Source organism: Hymenobacter ginkgonis (genome assembly GCF_009755225.1).
Taxonomy (GTDB): domain Bacteria; phylum Bacteroidota; class Bacteroidia; order Cytophagales; family Hymenobacteraceae; genus Hymenobacter; species Hymenobacter ginkgonis.
Genome location: NZ_WQKZ01000002.1, coordinates 483,915 through 501,225 on the forward strand (window position 1 = coordinate 483,915; position 17,311 = coordinate 501,225).

Consider the following 17,311-nt stretch of genomic DNA (forward strand, 5'->3'; position numbering starts at 1 on the left):
CCCGCGTGTGTAAGCTCATCTACGGCGTGGAAGTAAAACCTCCTTCTTGTCCCACCGTTCAACGGTGAGCGAGAGTAAGCCCTACTGGGCACAACCTCGCATTAAACATTTACCTACGCGTCGCCTTCGTCAATCTTACTTCAAGCTGCCCGGCGGCCGTCTTATCAATTACATGAAAAACCCCCAAGACCCCGCCGCCCCCCGCGCCGCTCGCGCGAAGGCAGCAACTTCTTCTAAGGCTACCCCCGCTGCTTCGGCTGGCCTAAGCCAAGACCTCGTGTATCGTCAATTTGCCGATAACCCGGGCAAGGTGCTAGCCTACCGGCAGCTCTCGCGCCGTCTCGGTATTACTACCAAAGCGCAGCGTGAGGAGCTATTTACTCACCTCAAAGACCTTCGCCAATCAGGCAGCTTAGAGCTGCTGCAGAACGACGAATACCGGCTGGCTAGCCCTGCTGAGCAGCCCGCGCCTACGGCCACCGCCAAGGGCCGCAAGACTACTAAAAAAGCAACGGCCCCTACCCCCTCCGCTTCGGTAGAGCCAGCGCTCGAAGAAGAATTTGGCCAAGACCCAATTATTCACCGGCGCCGCTCAGCAGGGTTCGACTACGTAGGCGATGGCCCCGACCGCCGACCCCAGCGCGATGCTAATACCGTTATTGGTACGGTAGCACTTGCTACCCCCCGCTTCGCCTTTGTGGTGCGCGAGGATGGTGAAGGCGACGATATCCGCGTCTTCACCGACCAGCTGCGCTACGCCCTTGATGGCGACCTGGTGCGGGTGCGCCTGCGGGGTGTGCGCGACGGCCGCCTCACCGGCGATGTGGTAGAAGTGCTCAAGCGACAGCGTTCCGAAGTAGTGGGCCGCCTGCAAGTGCAGGGCTCTATTGGCTTTGTGAAACCGGACAACCGCAAGTCGTATTTCGACGTGATGGTGCCGCCCCATGAGCTGCACGACTCGCGCAACGGCGACAAAGTACTGGTGCGCATCACCGAGTTTCCGGACCACGATGCGCAGGGCCGCAACCCGGTTGGTACCATCGTGCGCAACTTCGGCGCGGCTGGCCAGAACGAGGCGGAGATAAACGCCATCATGGCGGAGTTCGGCCTACCCTTCGAATTTCCGTCGGCGGTAGAAGAGGAAGCCGATGCCATCCCGACTACCATCACGAAGGAAGAAATAGCTAAGCGCCGCGACTTCCGCGACATTCTCACCTTTACCATCGACCCGGCCGATGCCAAGGACTTTGACGATGCCCTAAGCTTGCGGACGCTTGAGAACGGCCACTACGAGGTGGGCGTGCACATCGCCGATGTGACCCACTACGTGCGTCTTGGCACCGAGCTAGAACGCGAGGGTAAGAGCCGGGCGACCTCAGTGTATCTCGTAGACCGCGTGATTCCGATGCTGCCTGAGAACCTCTCCAATGGCCTTTGCTCGCTACGGCCTAATGAGGACAAGCTGACTTTTTCGGCGGTATTTGAGCTTGATGAAAAGGGCAAGCTGCACGAGTCGTGGTTCGGTAAAACGGTTATCCACTCCGACCGTCGCTTCAGCTACGAGGAGGCGCAAGAGCGCATCGAAACTGGCGAAGGCGACTACGCTGCCGAAGTGAATTTGCTCAACAGCCTGGCTAAAAAGCTTTCGGCCGAGCGCTTCCGCAAGGGCGCCATTAGCTTTGAAACGCAGGAGGTGAAATTCAAACTGGGTGAAGACGGCAAGCCACTCGGCGTGTATGTGAAGGAGCGCAAGGACGCGCACAAGCTTATTGAGGAGTTTATGCTGCTCGCCAACAAGCGGGTTGCCGAGTACGTGTTTGGCCTCAAAAAAACCAAGCCGCGCTTCACCATGGTGTACCGCACCCACGATGCGCCTGACCCCGACCGCCTCGAAAACTTCGCCCTCTTTGCCCAGAAATTCGGCCACAAGCTAAACCTGAGCAATCCCAAAAAAGTCAGCACCGAGCTCAATAAGCTGAGCACCGAAGTGGTGGGCAAGCCCGAGCAAAACGTGATTCAGGGCTTGGCCATTCGGTCGATGTCGAAGGCCATCTATACCACTGAGCCGCTAGGGCACTTCGGGCTTGCATTTGCGCACTACTCGCACTTCACGTCGCCCATCCGCCGCTACCCCGACATGATGGCCCACCGCCTGCTGGAGTACTACCTCAACGGTGGCAAGAACGTGGCCAATGAGCCCGTGGAGGAGGCCTGCAAGCACTCGTCGGCCCGCGAGAAGCTGGCAGCAAATGCCGAGCGAGCCAGCATCAAATACAAGCAGGTCGAGTACATCGGCTCGCACATTGGCGAAGAGTTTACGGGCGTGGTTTCGGGCCTCACCGAGCGCGGCATATACGTCGAGATTGAAGCCAACAAGTGTGAGGGAATGATTCGCATTAGTGACATTCCGGGCGACACGTTCGAGTTGGATAAGGAAAACTACCGCATTGTGGGCCGCGGCTCGAAGCGTATTATTCAGTTCGGCGACGAGCTGCAAGTCATCGTGACTTCGGCCAATTTACTCGACCGCACCATCGACATGGAGCTAGTTGATAATCGCCCGGAGCACGTGAAGCAGCGCGAGCGCGCCGAGCGTGAAGCCGGCCGGGGGGGTAGGGGCCGCAGTGACCGCGGCGGCGACCGGAGTGGCAAAAGCAGCGGTGGCGGCTACAAAGGCAGCGGCGGTAAGAGCGGCGGCCGGGGTGGGCGAGAAGGTGGCAAAAGCCGACGCTAACCTTTTGCTTTATTCGTAAGCTGTCTGAATGAGCATAACGAAAGGACGCGTGGCCGTCTCTCTTACTCGCAGGGGCAGTAACCCAGTAAGGAGAGTCGGACCACGCGTCCTTTCGTTGAGCTCGCTATGACACCCGTGTTTAACCGACCTTTGCCCCTGTGCAACCCGACCCATCTTCCCTCCTTCAGCAAGCATTAAGAGAGCTTGACTACGGCCAGCAGCCCGCCAACCTGTACGACCCGATTCGGTACATCATGAGCCTTGGTGGCAAGCGCCTGCGGCCTTTGCTAACCCTACTCGGCGGCCAGCTTTTCACCGATGAGCTAGGTCCGCTGGTGAAGCCCGCGCTGGCCACCGAAGTCTTCCACAACTTCACACTCCTACACGATGACTTGATGGACCAGGCGCCGTTGCGCCGCGGCCAGCCTACAGTGCACGAAAAATGGAATGCCAATGTGGCCATCCTCTCGGGCGATGTGATGCTGGTACGTGCCTACGAATTGCTCTTCGAAAACGTATCCCTACCCCTGCTTCCACAGGTATTGCGGCGCTTCTCCCAAACGGCGGCTGAGGTCTGCGAGGGCCAGCAGTGGGACATGAATTTTGAAACGGAAACGACCGTCACCATCCCGCAGTACCTCGACATGATTCGGCTGAAGACGGCCGTGCTGCTTGGTTTTGCCTTGGAATTAGGCGCCACGCTGGCCGGCGCTTCCGCTACCGATGCCGAGCACCTGCGGCAATTCGGCACCGATATTGGCCTGGCTTTCCAGCTGCGCGACGACCTGCTTGACGTGTATGGCGACGCCGCTACCTTCGGCAAGCGGGTAGGCGGCGACATTATCTCTGATAAGAAAACGTTTCTTCTGCTTACTGCGCTGGCCCAGGCTACAGCTGCGCAGCAGGCTACGCTGGCCCAATACCTTGGCCAGCCCATTCTCGATGCCGAAGCCAAAGTGCAGGCCGTGCGGGCCATCTACGACGAGCTGCATATCCGCCCTCAGACGGAGGCACTCATCAACGAATACTTCCAAGCAGCCCTGCAGCATTTGGAGCGCGTAGCAGCTCCGGCAGCACGCAAGCAGCCCCTTCATCACCTCGCGCTCCAGCTCATGGACCGCGAAAACTAATTCCCCGTGTCTTTTCCTATCCTGCTGCTTATCGGCCTCACGGTCGCCGCTTCCGCCTACGCCTGGTCAAACCGCGACCTCATGGAAGCCTGGGTTATGCAGCCCTACGTGATTGCCCGCTCGGGTCAATGGTACCGCCTGCTCACCTCCGGTTTCCTACATGCCGACTGGAGCCATTTGCTCTTCAACATGTTTGCCTTTTACTCTTTCAGCCCCGTAGTGCTGGCCACATTAGCCCAAGGCTACGGGTCAGGGGTAGGGCTGGCCTTGTTCCTGCTGCTCTATCTAGGGGGGATTATCATCTCCGATTTGCCTACATATTTTCGGCACCGCGACGACCGTAACTACCGTAGCTTGGGGGCCTCGGGGGGGGTAGCCTCAGTGTTATTTGCCAGCATACTCCTGTTTCCAGTTAATAGCCATGGAGGCGGCATCATCATTTTCCCGCTGCCCTTTCCTATTCAACCGTTTCTTTTTGGTTTCCTATACCTGGCCTATTCGTGGTTCATGGGCCGCCGCCAAGGCGACAACATTAACCACGATGCGCACTTTTATGGGGCACTTTTCGGGGTATTACTCATCTCGGCGCTCGTACCGGGCGTACTACCTCAGTTTATGCAACAAATCATTAATTATGTTAGTTAAGCATTTAATAATCAACAACTTAATCTAAAAAGGCGACCTAAATTTGATTCTTTGCGTAAAGGCGTGAACACCACACTCTTCTTCACCTCTTCTCATGCGCCGTTTATCCTTACTAGCCGCCCGCCTTTCGCCGGCCGCCCTGCTACCACTGCTTCTCCTGATTAGTAGCTGCAGCCGCTACAACAACAATGGCTCGCTTAGCATCGCTGGCGTCCTCTACTTGATACTTGCCATCTATGCGTTGGTTAGTTTGCTCAAGCAAGACTGGTCGTTGGGCAAGAAGCTTATCTGGGGCGTCATCATCTGGTTCTTTCCCATCGGTGGCTCTATTATCTACTTGCTGTTTTCAGGTCGTAGCAACTAAGGTTTAGTGAGCTTCTAGACCTGTTCTTCAAACAACAAAAAACCCTTAGTCTAACTGACTAAGGGTTTTTTGTTGCTTATACTTACAGCTGTCGAGCGAGCAACAGGTTGTTCCTATTTCAGCAGGTGTTGCTTTTCTAGTCGGGCCACGCCCTGGGCTAGTTCGCCAGCATTCGTAATCTGCTTGGCCTGCCAGTGGCCATCAGCTTGTTTGTGCAGCTTCACTTCTACCACCATTGTAGTGTCGTAGCGTGGCTGCGTGAACTCCAATCCCACCAATGCATCATCACCCTTTTCAGTTGTGTATTTGATGCCTTTAAACTTGCTATCGGGACTTACCACATGCCCTGCCAGCCCCAAGAACGACAGGTTAATGAGTCGCTTCGGAGCCGCTGCTTGCGCTGCCTCTATAGAACCAGTTTCGATGTAGCGTTGCACTTCGTTGTGCGCAGCTTTGGCCAGTTGGGGCTTCAGCAAGCGTAAGCCCCCGTGCAGCGCAAAGCTACCGCCGGGCACGAGCGCCGTCAATAGATTACTCTGGTTTGCTACATCATCTACGAGGTGGCTCGTTAAGGCGTCCACATCTACGTAGCGTTCAAAAGCTGCTACATCGTGCGTTTGCGTGGCGGCTGCAGCTTGTAGCAGCGCATACTCAGGGCCTTTCTTTAGGGAGTTGTAGTAGTAATAACCACCGGCTGCTACAGCCATCAGTAGTATAAGTAAAAGAATTCGCTTCATGTAAAAAACTAAAAGGGTAACGTAGACCTCAATCAAGTAAAACGTGTGCAAATCTACTGGACTGGTCGGCTGCCCCTGCGCCTTGATGCGTACAATAGTGCATGGCTTTTCCTACCCCTCCCTATCGCCCCGAGGTGCACGGCCACCGGGGCTGCCGGGGCTTATTTCCCGAAAACACGCTGCCAGCCTTCTTGCATGCCCTATCGCTTGGTGTCGACGTGCTAGAGTTGGATGTCGTGGTGTCAGCCGACCATCAGGTAGTCGTGTCACACGAACCTTGGTTATCAGCCCGCTTGGGTACTGGTCCTCATGGGGAGGAAATAGACCCTGCTCACGAGCGCAGCTTCAACCTTTACCAACTGCCATACACTACTATTCGACGCTGCGTAGTGGGTGATAAGCCGCATCCAGATTTTCCTAGCCAGCAGCTTATAGCTAGTTACCGGCCCTTGCTAAATGAAGTGATTCAAGTGGTCGAAAACGCTTGTCAGCAGCTCGGCCGCCTTCCTATTAGTTATTCAATCGAAGTAAAAAGTGAGCCTGCGAGCGACGGTGTTTTTCATCCTTCACCCATTCCTTTTGTGGAATTAGTGCTGGCCGAAATTTATGCTACCGCCATCCTTCCCCGCACCACACTGCTCAGCTTCGACGCACGCATTCTACAAGCCGCTCGGTTGCAGGCGCCGGCCCTTAAACTTTGCCTACTGGTTGAAAGTGACGAGCCCTTTGCAGAATTACTGCGAAACTTAGGTTTTGTCCCCGATGCATTGGGACCTGCGTTCGAGCTGTTATCCGTCGAGAAACTGCGAGCGTTACACACTGCCTATCCTACTCTTCGCATAGTGCCTTGGACAGTTAATGAGCTCCTCGATATGACCTGCACTATCGAGTGGGGAGTGGCGGGCATTACTACTGATTACCCTGACCGGCTACTTAGCTTATTATACCTGATGACAGCCTAGTACCTGTATTATAAAATAATTGTTACACGCTATTTCAGTCACCCTTTACAGATATTGTAATAGTCTTTACATTATTTTGATTTCGTATCATATGTAAAGCATTGAGCGCTTAACCTCATAATTTGTTTTATCTTGATACACATTACATCTTTGTAGTGTAACTCATATAATCAACCTACCCATGCCTCATCAGGGTGAAATACTGCAGGAAGCCATCAAAAACAGTGGTATCTCCATTACGCGTATCGTGGAAGAGTTGGGTATTACACGTCCGACTATTTACCGTAAATTCAAGGACGAAACACTCGATGCTAATTTTGTAAAGAGCGTTGGTCAAATTATCGGACACGATTTTTCTGTTGACTTTACACTATTGCAACAATCCACATTGCCATTTGCAACATCAAATGTAAAGTCAGTAGTTGTACCCAACGTTACATCTCGTGTTGCATTGCCAACTAATGCTGATGCAGACTTTTCTAGGCAGCTTTTAGCCCTCCAAACTAAATATATCGCGCTGCTAGAGGCCTATAATGAGTTGCTATTGAAAGTGTATGGTCCCAAGTAACAAAAATGTTTCACGTGGAACATTTTTGTGTATTAGTGAATCATCACTTGTCTACCTCCTTTAATGGAATGTGAGGAGACGCTTTAACCAGCCAATGTGAGTTCCGATGAATCGCTAGCATGTCTCTTTACACCTCTCAAATTATTGTCGCAGTAGAGCAATCCTAACTAAATACAGTTACCCGAAATGGTGGACAAGCTTATTGTTGCAGCGCAAGCAAAGTGGAGTTCAATATCTAGCAAAGCCACTGAGTTGACTTTATTAAAAAGGAAGCAGTTCTATAAAAAGACGACTTCCGTTACCACTTGGGAGCCGACTTCAGTATTGAGCATCTCTAGCACGAGAGTCTTTGCCATCACTAGTTCGTGCTTGAGCGGTGCAGAAGTAAGGCGTACAAAAAGCTTTCCCTTGCTTACATATACCTCTTTTGTTTTGAGTGCAACGGCTTTGCCCATCACACGCTCCCAGCTAGCCACTACCGTTACTTCATTGAGCTTGCCTCCGAGGCGGTATGCTCGTACTAGCGCCTCCAGTCCTTCTTTTAGTGGAATGATGTCGGCGCGACGAGCAGTGGGAGAGGGGGTAGGCTTTTTCACAAAAACAGGCTGGCTTAGTCATCATGCGTGACCTTACATAAGGCCAGCAGTGCGTGCACTTCCGATGCCCAAAAGTACGACTTAGGTCTCCCGAAATGGGTGTTAGTAGATTAGACAGGTTCCACAGTACCGCCCTGAACGCGGAAGCGCAAGATGTCACTGCCCACGCCAGCTAAGGCCTCATCTGTACGCGCCAAATTAGTATCGGTAAGAAATACCTGCCCGAAGGTATGGTCGGCTACCAGTTCAAGCAGGCGTGCTATTCGCTTGTCATCGAGCCGGTCAAATATATCATCAAGCAATAGCAATGGCTTGGCGGGAGAAGAACTGCCAGTGGCCTGCGTAGACAGCAATTCAAACTGAGCCAACTTAAGCGCAATAACAAATGATTTTTGCTGCCCTTGAGAAGCGTAGCTCTTGACGGGCATCTCATCCATGAGAAAAACAAAATCGTCGCGATGAGGACCCGTGGTGCTACGCTGCAAAACTTGGTCACGGCGCTCGTTAGCTAATAGTAGGTGTCGAAAATTTTGGCCGGGCAATTGACTTTTATATTCTAGTAAAACTTGCTCACGGCCATCAGCGAGCTGAGCGTAATGCCGCTGAAAGACTGGAATAAATTGGGTAAGAAAATCAGCCCGTCGTAGTGATAGGCTTTCACCCAAGGGAGCCAGTTGGTCGTCGAGCGCCTGTAGGTAGAGCGTATCGAAGCCGTGGCTGCCTACGCCTTGCTTAAGCGTAGCATTACGCTGGCGCAATAAGCCATTATACTGGATAAGGAGTTCAAGAAATTCGTGGTCGAGCTGCGACTGTAAGCTATCGAAATAGCGCCGCCGTTCCTCGCTTCCTTGGCGTATAAGGTCGGTGTCGTAAGGGGAAATGAGAACTGCCGGATAGCGGCCGATGTGGTCAGCCATGCGGTCGTAGGGTTGCTTATCGTGCGTAATAATCTTCTTTTGACCAACTCGCAGGCTTACCTGAATAGTCTCGGGACGTTCTAATACGGGGGCCGAGAACTTGCCCTTAACTACAAAAAAGTCGGCGCCTTGCTTGATAGATTGCGCATCAAGGCTAGTGAACGCGCTCTTGGTAAGAGCTAAGTAATGGATAGCATCAAGCAGATTAGTCTTGCCACTGCCATTATCGCCGATAAAGCAATTAATGCCGGAGCAAAAAGCTAGATTGGCCTCGTCGTAGTTCTTAAAAAATAGCAGGTGAAGTTGGTCGAGCGTCATTCGGGGCGGTGGAGTGGGAGTACGGTCAGTATTATGTAATTTCGCCCTCCCAACGCGAAATTATATTTAACCCGAATCATGGCGGAGAAAGTAAAGGAAGCGCCGAAGGCTGGCGCAAACGGCAGCAACGGCGCGGAAGCCAAAGGTCAGGCGCCAAAAGCAATTGACGCCACTACTGGCGTCGAGACTGCTCAGCAGCCCGCAGTAGAAGTGCTGCCAGCTACGCATGAGGGTAACAACCCTGGCGACGAGCCAGTGGCTACTTCGCCGAGCCAGCCGGAGTTCTCGAAAGAAGTATATATAACTTGGTATGAGCAAATGCAGCTCATGCGCAAGTTTGAGGAAAAGGCTGGTCAGCTTTACGGCCAGCAGAAGATTAAGGGTTTCTGCCACCTCTACATTGGCCAAGAGGCTTGCGTAGCTGGGGCAGTGTCGGCGCTGCAAAAGGGCGATAAGTACATCACGGCTTACCGCGACCACGCACACCCACTAGCACTGGGCACCTCGCCTAATGCTATCATGGCTGAGCTATTTGCCAAGGCTACCGGTTGCTCGAAAGGAAAAGGTGGCTCGATGCACATGTTCGACAAGGAGGTTGGCTTTATGGGCGGCCACGGCATTGTAGGCGGTCAGATTCCAATGGGTGCCGGTATTGCTTTTGCCGAGAAATATAACAAGACTGGCAAGCTATGCATCTGCTACATGGGTGACGGCGCGGTGCGCCAGGGTGCCTTGCACGAGGCCTTCAACATGGCAATGCTCTGGAAGCTACCCGTGATTTTTGTGGTCGAGAACAACGGCTATGCCATGGGCACGTCGGTGCAACGCACCTCAAACGTGACCGACCTGCACATCATTGCCGAGGGTTATCAGATGCCCAACGAGCCGGTGAATGCCATGAACGTGGAGGATGTGCACCACGCAGTAGCCCGTGCCGCTGAGCGCGCCCGTGCCGGCGAAGGCCCAACTTTCCTTGAGTTCAAGACTTACCGCTACAAGGGCCACTCGATGAGCGACCCCGCTAAGTATCGCACCAAAGAGGAGGTAGAGGAATACCGCCATCGCGACACCATCGAAGCTGTGCGCCACACCATTCTTACGCACAACATGGCCACGGAAGATGAGCTTAATGCCATCGACGAGCGTATCAAAGCCCAAGTGCAAGAGTCGGTAGAATTTGCCGAGAACTCGCCCTACCCTGATGCTGCCGAGCTTTATACTGAAGTATACGTGCAGGCTGACTATCCCTACATTCACGATTAAGTTTCCACCCCTTTAAACCTGGTTCTATTGCCCTTTAGGGGGCGGAGCCAACTAAGCGGCGCGGCCCTACCCAGGGTTGCGCCGTTGAGCTACCCTAGCCAATGTCTAAAATTCCTTACACCGGCAAAACGCCGGGAGCCCGCCAGCCGGTGCGCCCCGTATCGACCGACCCGCTTGCGCCGGCCGAAAACTACGTGACGGAAAATCCTCTGCTCGAAGACCCCGATGCGCTGGCTGCCCGCCTAGCCGATTCGGAAGACTTTGTGCGCCGCAATCGCAACCTACTCCTAGGCATATTGGTAGCAGTAGTAGCTGCCGTGGCTGGGGCGCTAGGCTACAACTACTGGCGCACCGAGCAAAACGAGCAGGGCCAGACTGCGCTGTACCGCGCAGTTGATTATTGGGAAGCCGACTCGTTGGACAAAGCAACCAAAGGCGATGGCAAGCACCCCGGCCTCGATAAAGTGGCTACGGAGTACAGCGGCACCAAAGCCGGCAATCTAGCTGCTTTTTACGCTGGGGTAGCCGCTCTTAAGCAAGGTAAATTTCAGGATGCCTATAACTACCTCGACAAGTTTAGCTCTAGCGATTACCTGGTGCAATCGCGGGCGTACTCGCTGATGGGCGACGCGCAGTTAGAACTTAACAAACCTAAAGAGGCAGCTGACCTCTATGCGAAAGCTGCCGACCACAACGCCAACGAGTATTTCTCGCCGGGCTACGTGCTTAAGGAAGGTATTGCCCTAGAAGCAGCCAAAGACAACGCTGGTGCTGTGAAGGCCTACGACCGAATCATCAACGACTATCCTTCGTCGCAGGAGGTGGCGGAGGCTCGGCAGCGCAAGGCAGCCGTCGCCCAATAAACCAGGGGTAGGCAAGTAGTTGAAAGCAAACGGCGCTTTTCCGCAAGGAAAAGTGCCGTTGTTTTTTAACAAAAGTCCGCCCATCTTCTTTTTAATTTTCAACCCAGCAGCAAGCTGACATTCCGCAAGAAGGTGGTGTTGACCTGACCTATTACTGCGGAATCGACAAGAACTATAAAATCTGCGCTACATGGCATCTGCCCTCCAAAACCTCAGTTCTTACGATAGCACTGGCTTCATTGACATCAGCGAAAAGCGCTTTGGCTTGGTGGTAGCCGAGTGGAACCGCGAATTGACTGATACGCTTAGCGGCGGCGCTTATGAAACCCTGCTTAAGCACGGTGCCAAGCCCGAAAACATCTTCCGCAATACAGTACCCGGTAGCTTCGAACTAACCTTGGGTGCCCAGCTACTAGCTCAACACGACGAAATGGATGCTGTTATCTGCCTAGGAGTAGTTATAAAAGGCGATACCAAGCACGACGACTACATCTGCCATGCAGTAGCCCAGGGCTTAACTACAGTAGGCCTTAAGTACAACAAACCCGTAATCTTCGGCCTTGTGACGACCAACACCTTAGAGCAAGCTTGGGACCGCGCCGGTGGGCAGCACGGCAACAAAGGAGTAGAAGCCGCAGTGGCCGCCATTCAAATGCTGGGTTTCTGAAGCTTGCGTGACTCAGAAAAGACAAAGCCACTAAAAATAGTTACCTTTGCACCGCGAAAAGCGACAAAGGTTTTTTTACTACTGAAGAGCTTCCGCTAAACTTTTAGTCTGACCCAGCGTTAGGCCGCCGCGCCGCTTCAAATCGGCACCAGTATCCATTACTTTATCCTACCTTTCGATGACTGAGGAAAACCTCCGCTATTCACGCGAAGACCTGGCTGAGTTTGACCAGATTATTCAGGACAAGCTCACGGCGGCTCGCAAAGAATTGTCCTTTATTAAGGAAACACTGACCCGCAACAACGAATCGGGCACCGATACCACCGCAGCTTCGTTGAAGGTGCTGGAAGACGGTGCCGAAACCGCTGAGAAGGAAAGCCTGAACCAGCTGGCTTCGCGCCAGATGAAATTTATTCAACAGCTTGAAAATGCGCAGCTCCGCATTAAAAACGGAACGTATGGCGTGTGCATTGGTACAGGCAAGCTTATTCCTAAAGAGCGCCTGCGCGCGGTGCCGCATACGCAGCACTCGATTGAGGCCAAGCTAGCCCGCCGCGACTAACCGCAGCAGCACTTCCCGGCCCGGACCCGTAGGCAGCGCTTCGGCGGCTAGCCAGCGGGTCCGGGCTTTTTTTACTAAGTTTCTGGTTGCTGGAGTGCGCGTGGCGGGTAGCCGGGCCATCAGCCGGGTAGGGGGGTAGGCCTCGCCGCTGGCAGCAAGCGGCCGGAGTTGCTACCAGAGCGAGCGTAGCAGTACAGAATTACCAGCAATTAGCAACCAGAAACCAGCAACTAACTTTTATGGGCAAGCAACATTTTTCGAACGATAAGCCGGCTCGGCGAAACTCGGGCAGCGGCGCCGGGCGCGCCGGCAACGGCGACCGGGGGGGCTACGACTCGCGTGGCAATGGCAGCAGCCGGCCCGGTGGCCGCGGTGAGGGCTACTTGCCTGCGCGCCCAACTTTTGGGCAAGGTGGCAGCAAGTTTGGTGGCCGCCCAGGCGGCGACCGTCCTAACCGCCCCAACTTTGGCGGTGGGGGTAGCGACCGCCCGAATCGCGGTGGCTTTGGCGATGGTGAAAAGCGCAGCTTTGGCGGCGACCGCAACGACCGTCCTAACCGCGGTGGTTTTGGCGGGGGTAGTGGTGACCGGCCCAACCGTCCAGGCTTTGCTGGCCCGGGTGGCGACCGTAGCGAGCGCCCGAGCCGCGGTGGCTTTGGTGGCGGCGAGAAGCGCAGCTATGGCGGCGACGACCGCTCGGCGGGTCGTGGCGGCTTCGGTGGTGAGAAACGCAGTTTTGGCGGCGACCGTAGCGAGCGTCCCACCCGTGGTGGTTTTGGCGATGGCGAAAAGCGGAGCTTCGGCGGCGACCGCGATGCCCGTCCGCGGCGCTTCGAGCCATCGGAAGGTGGCGAGCGCCCCAACCGCGATGAGCGTGGCGAGCGCCCGGCCTACCCTCCTAAGCCTATCTGGCAAGGCCAACCTGTGCGCTACGAAGGCAAGCCTACCGTGCCCCGTGGAACGGCCGGCGAGCGCAACCGTAAGTTCATTAAGCGCAACCCTGATGGCTCGGTTGTAGAAGGTAGTGCTAGCCCAGCACCCGCCAGCGACCGCCCCGCCTACACGGGCCGCGACGAGCGCCGTGCTTTTGAGGAACGGGGCGAACGCCCTACCCCCCGCCCCCGGCCTGAGGGTGGTTTCGACCGCCGCAGCGAAGGTGGCCGCAGCAGCTACGGCGGCGCTGGCGACAGCCGCCCTGCCCGCCGCGAGAGCGAAGACCGTGGCGAGCGCCGCAGCTTTAGCGCTCCCCGAGAAGGCAGTGACCGCCGCGAGAGCAGCGACCGCGCTCCCCGCAAGTTTGATGGTGACCGCGACCGCAATGCCCCGCGGGCCGCAGGTAGCTTCGACAAGCCGCGCAGCTACGGCGAGCGGCCGGCCAATACGGGTGGTACTTTCCGCGAGCGGCGCGAAGCCATGCGGGCCCAGATGAGCGGCCCACGTTCGAGCACAGCCTACGGCCGTAGCACCGAGCCGGGCCAGGCACCCGACTACAAAAACCTGAAGCACTACGAGGAGGACAAAAACCGCGGCAACAAAAACCGCCGCGACCAAGAAGACTTCGGCACCGAAGAGCTGCGCCTGAATCGCTACATCGCTAACGCAGGCATTTGCTCGCGCCGCGAGGCCGACTCCCTCATTGCCGCCGGTGAAATCCGGGTAAACGGTGAAGTAGTGACGGAAATGGGCTATAAAGTGCAGCCCACCGACACCGTGCAGTACGGCAAAACCAACCTCAACCGCGAGAAGCTGGTGTATGTACTGCTGAATAAGCCCAAAGACTTCATCACCACTACCGAAGACCCCGAAGGTCGCAAAACGGTGATGTCGCTGGTAGCTACAGCTTCGAAGGAGCGCATTTTTCCGGTAGGTCGCCTCGACCGCAATACGACGGGCCTGCTGCTCTTCACTAACGATGGCGAAGTAGCGCAAAAGCTGTCGCACCCCTCGCATAAGAACAAGAAAATCTACCAGGCTGAGCTAGACAAGCCCCTGACAGCCGAACACTTGGCCGAAATTACGGCGGGTGTGGAGCTGGAAGATGGCAAAGCCGAAGTTGATGACGTGGCCGTAGTGGCTGGCAACCCGCACTTTGTGGGGATAGAGCTGCACATCGGCCGAAACCGCATTGTGCGCCGCATTTTTGAGCACTTGGGGTACGATGTGGTGGCCCTTGACCGCGTGCAGTACGCGGGTCTCACCAAGAAAGACCTGCCGCGCGGCAAATGGCGCTTCTTGAGTGAGCAGGAGGTTATCCGGCTAAAGTATTTCATGAAATAAAAATCGAAAAAGGGGCTGCGGGTGAGTAATCATTCGCAGCCCCTTTTTTTAGCCCATGCCCCTTACTACCCTCGCCCTCGACTTGGGCAATACCGCCCTAAAGTATGGGGTGTTTGAATCTGGTGGCTTACTAGAAAGTGGCACGCTAGCAGCACCCGCACAACTCGGCGAACTGTGGCAGCGCTACCAGCCGCAACACGCCATCTTGGCCTCGGTGGCTACCGAGGCCGCGGGGCAGCCGTGGCTGGCCGAACTGGCGAAGGCGGCAGCGCTGGGGCAAGTGCTGCCGTTTCGGCCCGGCTTCACGCCGCTGCCGCTGCGCAACGCTTATGCGACTCCCCACACGCTGGGTGCCGACCGCCTGGCGGGGGCAGTAGGAGCCGCCAGCCTCCGGCCCGGCCGCGACACACTGCTGCTGGATGCCGGCACGGCGCTAAAATTTGATTTAGTAACGGCCGATGGCACCTACCACGGCGGCAGCATTGCGCCGGGCTTGCATATGCGGCTGCGGGCGTTGCACACGTTCACGGGCCGGCTGCCACTGCTCGAATTGCCAGAAGCTGCTACCCCGGTGCAACTAATTGGGGATGCTACGGCGTCTTCGATTTTGAGTGGGGTAGTGAATGGGGCGGTGGCCGAAGCCATTGGCTTGGTAGCCGAGTATCGGCGGCGCTACCCGCACTTGTGCGTGCTGCTAACCGGCGGCGATGCTTCGTACCTGCTGCCGCGGCTAGCCCCGGCAATCGGGAGTATCTTTGCGGTGCCAGAACTGGTACTACTGGGCCTGGATAAGATTTTGCGCTATAATGTTGACATCTAAAAAACTATCCTGGGCGCCGCTGCTGGCCGCTGCTACCCTGCTTTCTGGCTCGGCAATGGGCCAGGGCCTGGGCAACTCGCCCTACTCGCGCCTGGGCCTTGGCGACTACGTTGGCAACCTCGGTGGCGTGCGCCAACTGGGTATGGGTGGCACGGGCTTGGCTGCGCCTAACACCGGCAACGTCAACGAATTAAACCCGGCTCTGCTCTACTATACCCCGCGTACCACGTGGGAAGCCGGCTTTAATGCGCAAATAAAAACCGTGCGCAACGCCGATGCTTCGCACCGCGTAGGCACTGGCACACTGGCCTACCTGGCTCTGGCCGTGCCGATAAATAAGCGCTGGGGCGCCGCTATTGGCCTCAAGCCTTACAGCTCGGTCGACTACGAAGCTAATACCACGGGGGCCGTTAATGGCGACCCCTACGCTACGGCTTACAAGCAGTATAAAGGCACGGGCGGCTTATCGGAAGCCTATTTCGCCAGCGGTTTTCACATCCTGCGCGATTTCAACCTGGGCGGCAGCGTATCGTACTTGTTTGGCACCATCGAGCAAACCACGGGCACGGGCATCACTACCCCCACCTTGGCCGCTCAGCAGCTGGTAGTGGATGACGAAGCCCTGCGCTACTCCAACTTTTTGTTTCGGGGTGCGGCGCACTACCGCCACAAGTTTGGCAAGAATATGAACCTGAACCTGGCGGCCGTGCAAAGCTTCCAGGCCAACGTGAGTGCCAACCGCACCCGCACCGAAGAGCGCCGCGACCCCACCACCGGGGCCGTGCTTGGCACCAGTATCACGCTATCGGCCGACCAGGGCAACGTGCGGATACCGGGCCTGACCCAGTTTGGCATCACCGTCGACAACAGCCGCAACTGGACGGCCAGCGTGGATTTGTCGCGCCAGCAGTGGTCGAATTTTACGTCCTTCAGTGAGCTGTCTACTACTGCCCTCAGCAATACCTGGCGCGCGGCAGCGGGCGGCGAGTTCACGCCCGACCCCGGCTCGGTAGAGCATTATTTTCAACGCGTCACGTACCGCTTCGGCCTGAGCGTGGCCCAGATGCCGTACCAGCCCGCCGGGCAGCACCTCTACGACCGCGCCGTGCATTGGGGCTTCTCGTTCCCGTTGCCTACGGCTACGGCCCTCGAATCGACGACCATGAGCCTAGCCTTCATCTATGGCATCCGAGGTAACACCGACTACCTCTACGGAGCCGGCGGCGCCAGCAACGTGCAAGAGAATTACCTGCGGGTGCAGGTAGGTGCCACCCTCAGCAACCGCTGGTTTATCAAGCGGCGGCTGCAATAGTGCGGGCCCTACCCCCCCTGCTGCTGACCGGGCTACTAGCAACGAGTATGCTAGCTAGCTGCGGAAAAAAGGATGCGGCGCCGGCCCAGGTCATCTACAAAGGGCCGTTTTTGGAAAGTGAAAACGTGGTGGAGCTGCTTAGCGACTCGGCCCGGCTGCATATTCGTCTCACGGCCCCGCTAGAGCAAATATTCGAGAACGGCGACAAGCTCTATTCCAAGGGGGTAGCCGTGACGTTCTACGACAAGCCGGGCAAGCTGATAGTTAACACGTTGGTCGGCAAGTGGTGCCGGTATGACAATGCCACGAAGCTCTATACCATGCGTGGCGCGGTGAACGTGGCCAATGTGCCCGAGCAGCAGCATCTCAATACCGAAGAGCTGTTCTACAACCAAGTGCAGCAAAAAATCTACACCAAGGATTCCACCTTCGTGCGCGTGCAAACGCCCACCGAGGTGCTCACTGGTTACGGCCTCACGGCCAACCAGGATTTTTCGCGCTACGGCATTCATAAGCCCACGGGCACGTTTACGCTGGCAGAAGCCAAAAGCCAGGGTAAGTAGCAGTTGCTTGCCGG

17 protein-coding genes are annotated in these 17,311 nt (G+C 56.0%); 14 read left to right on the top strand and 3 right to left on the bottom strand.

All coding sequences use genetic code 11. The features are described from left to right. The first annotated feature begins 172 nt into the window (after positions 1-172). From rnr to GO988_RS07890, 4 genes are all read left to right on the top strand, one after another. On the top strand, positions 173-2,734 hold the full coding sequence (rnr, locus tag GO988_RS07875) for a ribonuclease R (RefSeq protein ID WP_157563930.1): 2,562 nt from the start codon (positions 173-175) through the stop codon (positions 2,732-2,734). A 158-nt stretch (positions 2,735-2,892) separates the two neighbouring features. Further along, positions 2,893-3,864, top strand: coding sequence for a polyprenyl synthetase family protein (locus GO988_RS07880; protein ID WP_317164817.1), 972 nt, complete (start codon positions 2,893-2,895; stop codon positions 3,862-3,864). Between the two features lie 6 nt (positions 3,865-3,870). After that, positions 3,871-4,509 (top strand): rhomboid family intramembrane serine protease, encoded by a 639-nt coding sequence (locus tag GO988_RS07885; protein WP_317164818.1) that lies wholly within the window; start codon positions 3,871-3,873, stop codon positions 4,507-4,509. Positions 4,510-4,603: 94 nt separating this feature from the next. Beyond that, positions 4,604-4,873 carry a PLD nuclease N-terminal domain-containing protein gene (locus GO988_RS07890; RefSeq protein ID WP_157563932.1) on the top strand — a complete coding sequence of 90 codons (270 nt, stop codon included), beginning with the start codon at positions 4,604-4,606 and terminating at the stop codon, positions 4,871-4,873. A gap of 113 nt (positions 4,874-4,986) precedes the next feature. Here GO988_RS07890 and GO988_RS07895 read toward each other — a convergent pair whose 3' ends face one another. Continuing rightward, positions 4,987-5,580: a hypothetical protein gene (locus tag GO988_RS07895; protein WP_157563934.1), complete on the bottom strand. Its 594-nt coding sequence runs from the start codon at positions 5,578-5,580 to the stop codon at positions 4,987-4,989. 131 nt (positions 5,581-5,711) lie between these two features. Here GO988_RS07895 and GO988_RS07900 point away from each other — a divergent pair, with 131 nt between their 5' ends. Both GO988_RS07900 and GO988_RS07905 read left to right on the top strand, forming a co-directional pair. Next, the gene (locus tag GO988_RS07900; protein WP_157563937.1) at positions 5,712-6,572 is read left to right on the top strand and encodes a glycerophosphodiester phosphodiesterase family protein; all 861 of its coding nucleotides are present in this window, start codon (positions 5,712-5,714) and stop codon (positions 6,570-6,572) included. Between the two features lie 181 nt (positions 6,573-6,753). Continuing rightward, positions 6,754-7,140: a helix-turn-helix domain-containing protein gene (locus GO988_RS07905; protein WP_157563939.1), complete on the top strand. Its 387-nt coding sequence runs from the start codon at positions 6,754-6,756 to the stop codon at positions 7,138-7,140. A 278-nt stretch (positions 7,141-7,418) separates the two neighbouring features. Here GO988_RS07905 and GO988_RS07910 read toward each other — a convergent pair whose 3' ends face one another. After that, entirely contained in the window at positions 7,419-7,736 is a 318-nt protein-coding gene (locus tag GO988_RS07910) for a DUF721 domain-containing protein (protein ID WP_317164819.1), read from the bottom strand. Between the two features lie 110 nt (positions 7,737-7,846). Then, positions 7,847-8,971: a DNA replication/repair protein RecF gene (gene recF, locus GO988_RS07915; RefSeq protein ID WP_157563941.1), complete on the bottom strand. Its 1,125-nt coding sequence runs from the start codon at positions 8,969-8,971 to the stop codon at positions 7,847-7,849. Between the two features lie 78 nt (positions 8,972-9,049). Between recF and pdhA the strand changes: the two genes are divergently transcribed. From pdhA to lptC, 8 genes are all read left to right on the top strand, one after another. Continuing rightward, positions 9,050-10,234, top strand: coding sequence for a pyruvate dehydrogenase (acetyl-transferring) E1 component subunit alpha (pdhA, locus tag GO988_RS07920; RefSeq protein ID WP_157563942.1), 1,185 nt, complete (start codon positions 9,050-9,052; stop codon positions 10,232-10,234). A gap of 101 nt (positions 10,235-10,335) precedes the next feature. Beyond that, on the top strand, positions 10,336-11,097 hold the full coding sequence (locus GO988_RS07925) for a tetratricopeptide repeat protein (protein ID WP_157563944.1): 762 nt from the start codon (positions 10,336-10,338) through the stop codon (positions 11,095-11,097). A 190-nt stretch (positions 11,098-11,287) separates the two neighbouring features. After that, positions 11,288-11,764 carry a 6,7-dimethyl-8-ribityllumazine synthase gene (gene ribH / locus GO988_RS07930; protein ID WP_157563946.1) on the top strand — a complete coding sequence of 159 codons (477 nt, stop codon included), beginning with the start codon at positions 11,288-11,290 and terminating at the stop codon, positions 11,762-11,764. 178 nt (positions 11,765-11,942) lie between these two features. Further along, entirely contained in the window at positions 11,943-12,326 is a 384-nt protein-coding gene (locus tag GO988_RS07935) for a TraR/DksA family transcriptional regulator (RefSeq protein ID WP_157563949.1), read from the top strand. Between the two features lie 239 nt (positions 12,327-12,565). Beyond that, entirely contained in the window at positions 12,566-14,602 is a 2,037-nt protein-coding gene (locus GO988_RS07940) for a pseudouridine synthase (RefSeq protein ID WP_157563951.1), read from the top strand. Positions 14,603-14,657: 55 nt separating this feature from the next. Then, positions 14,658-15,422 (top strand): type III pantothenate kinase, encoded by a 765-nt coding sequence (locus tag GO988_RS07945; RefSeq protein WP_157563954.1) that lies wholly within the window; start codon positions 14,658-14,660, stop codon positions 15,420-15,422. After that, complete coding sequence (locus tag GO988_RS07950) at positions 15,409-16,734, top strand: hypothetical protein (RefSeq protein WP_157563956.1); 1,326 nt, start codon at positions 15,409-15,411, stop codon at positions 16,732-16,734. The genes GO988_RS07945 and GO988_RS07950 overlap by 14 nt, the downstream gene beginning before the upstream one ends. Next, positions 16,734-17,297, top strand: coding sequence for an LPS export ABC transporter periplasmic protein LptC (gene lptC, locus GO988_RS07955; RefSeq protein ID WP_317164820.1), 564 nt, complete (start codon positions 16,734-16,736; stop codon positions 17,295-17,297). Before GO988_RS07950 ends, lptC begins: the two co-directional genes overlap by 1 nt. Positions 17,298-17,311: the final 14 nt, after the last annotated feature.

Coding starts and splice junctions, on each gene's coding strand:
- GO988_RS07935 (WP_157563949.1), top strand. CDS start 11,943: ATGACTGAGGAAAACCTCCGCTATTCACGCGAAGACCTGGCTGAGTTT.
- GO988_RS07895 (WP_157563934.1), bottom strand. CDS start 5,580: ATGGCTGTAGCAGCCGGTGGTTATTACTACTACAACTCCCTAAAGAAA.
- ribH (WP_157563946.1), top strand. CDS start 11,288: ATGGCATCTGCCCTCCAAAACCTCAGTTCTTACGATAGCACTGGCTTC.
- GO988_RS07945 (WP_157563954.1), top strand. CDS start 14,658: ATGCCCCTTACTACCCTCGCCCTCGACTTGGGCAATACCGCCCTAAAG.
- GO988_RS07940 (WP_157563951.1), top strand. CDS start 12,566: ATGGGCAAGCAACATTTTTCGAACGATAAGCCGGCTCGGCGAAACTCG.
- recF (WP_157563941.1), bottom strand. CDS start 8,971: ATGACGCTCGACCAACTTCACCTGCTATTTTTTAAGAACTACGACGAG.
- rnr (WP_157563930.1), top strand. CDS start 173: ATGAAAAACCCCCAAGACCCCGCCGCCCCCCGCGCCGCTCGCGCGAAG.
- pdhA (WP_157563942.1), top strand. CDS start 9,050: ATGGCGGAGAAAGTAAAGGAAGCGCCGAAGGCTGGCGCAAACGGCAGC.
- GO988_RS07900 (WP_157563937.1), top strand. CDS start 5,712: ATGGCTTTTCCTACCCCTCCCTATCGCCCCGAGGTGCACGGCCACCGG.
- GO988_RS07950 (WP_157563956.1), top strand. CDS start 15,409: ATGTTGACATCTAAAAAACTATCCTGGGCGCCGCTGCTGGCCGCTGCT.
- GO988_RS07925 (WP_157563944.1), top strand. CDS start 10,336: ATGTCTAAAATTCCTTACACCGGCAAAACGCCGGGAGCCCGCCAGCCG.
- GO988_RS07905 (WP_157563939.1), top strand. CDS start 6,754: ATGCCTCATCAGGGTGAAATACTGCAGGAAGCCATCAAAAACAGTGGT.
- GO988_RS07890 (WP_157563932.1), top strand. CDS start 4,604: ATGCGCCGTTTATCCTTACTAGCCGCCCGCCTTTCGCCGGCCGCCCTG.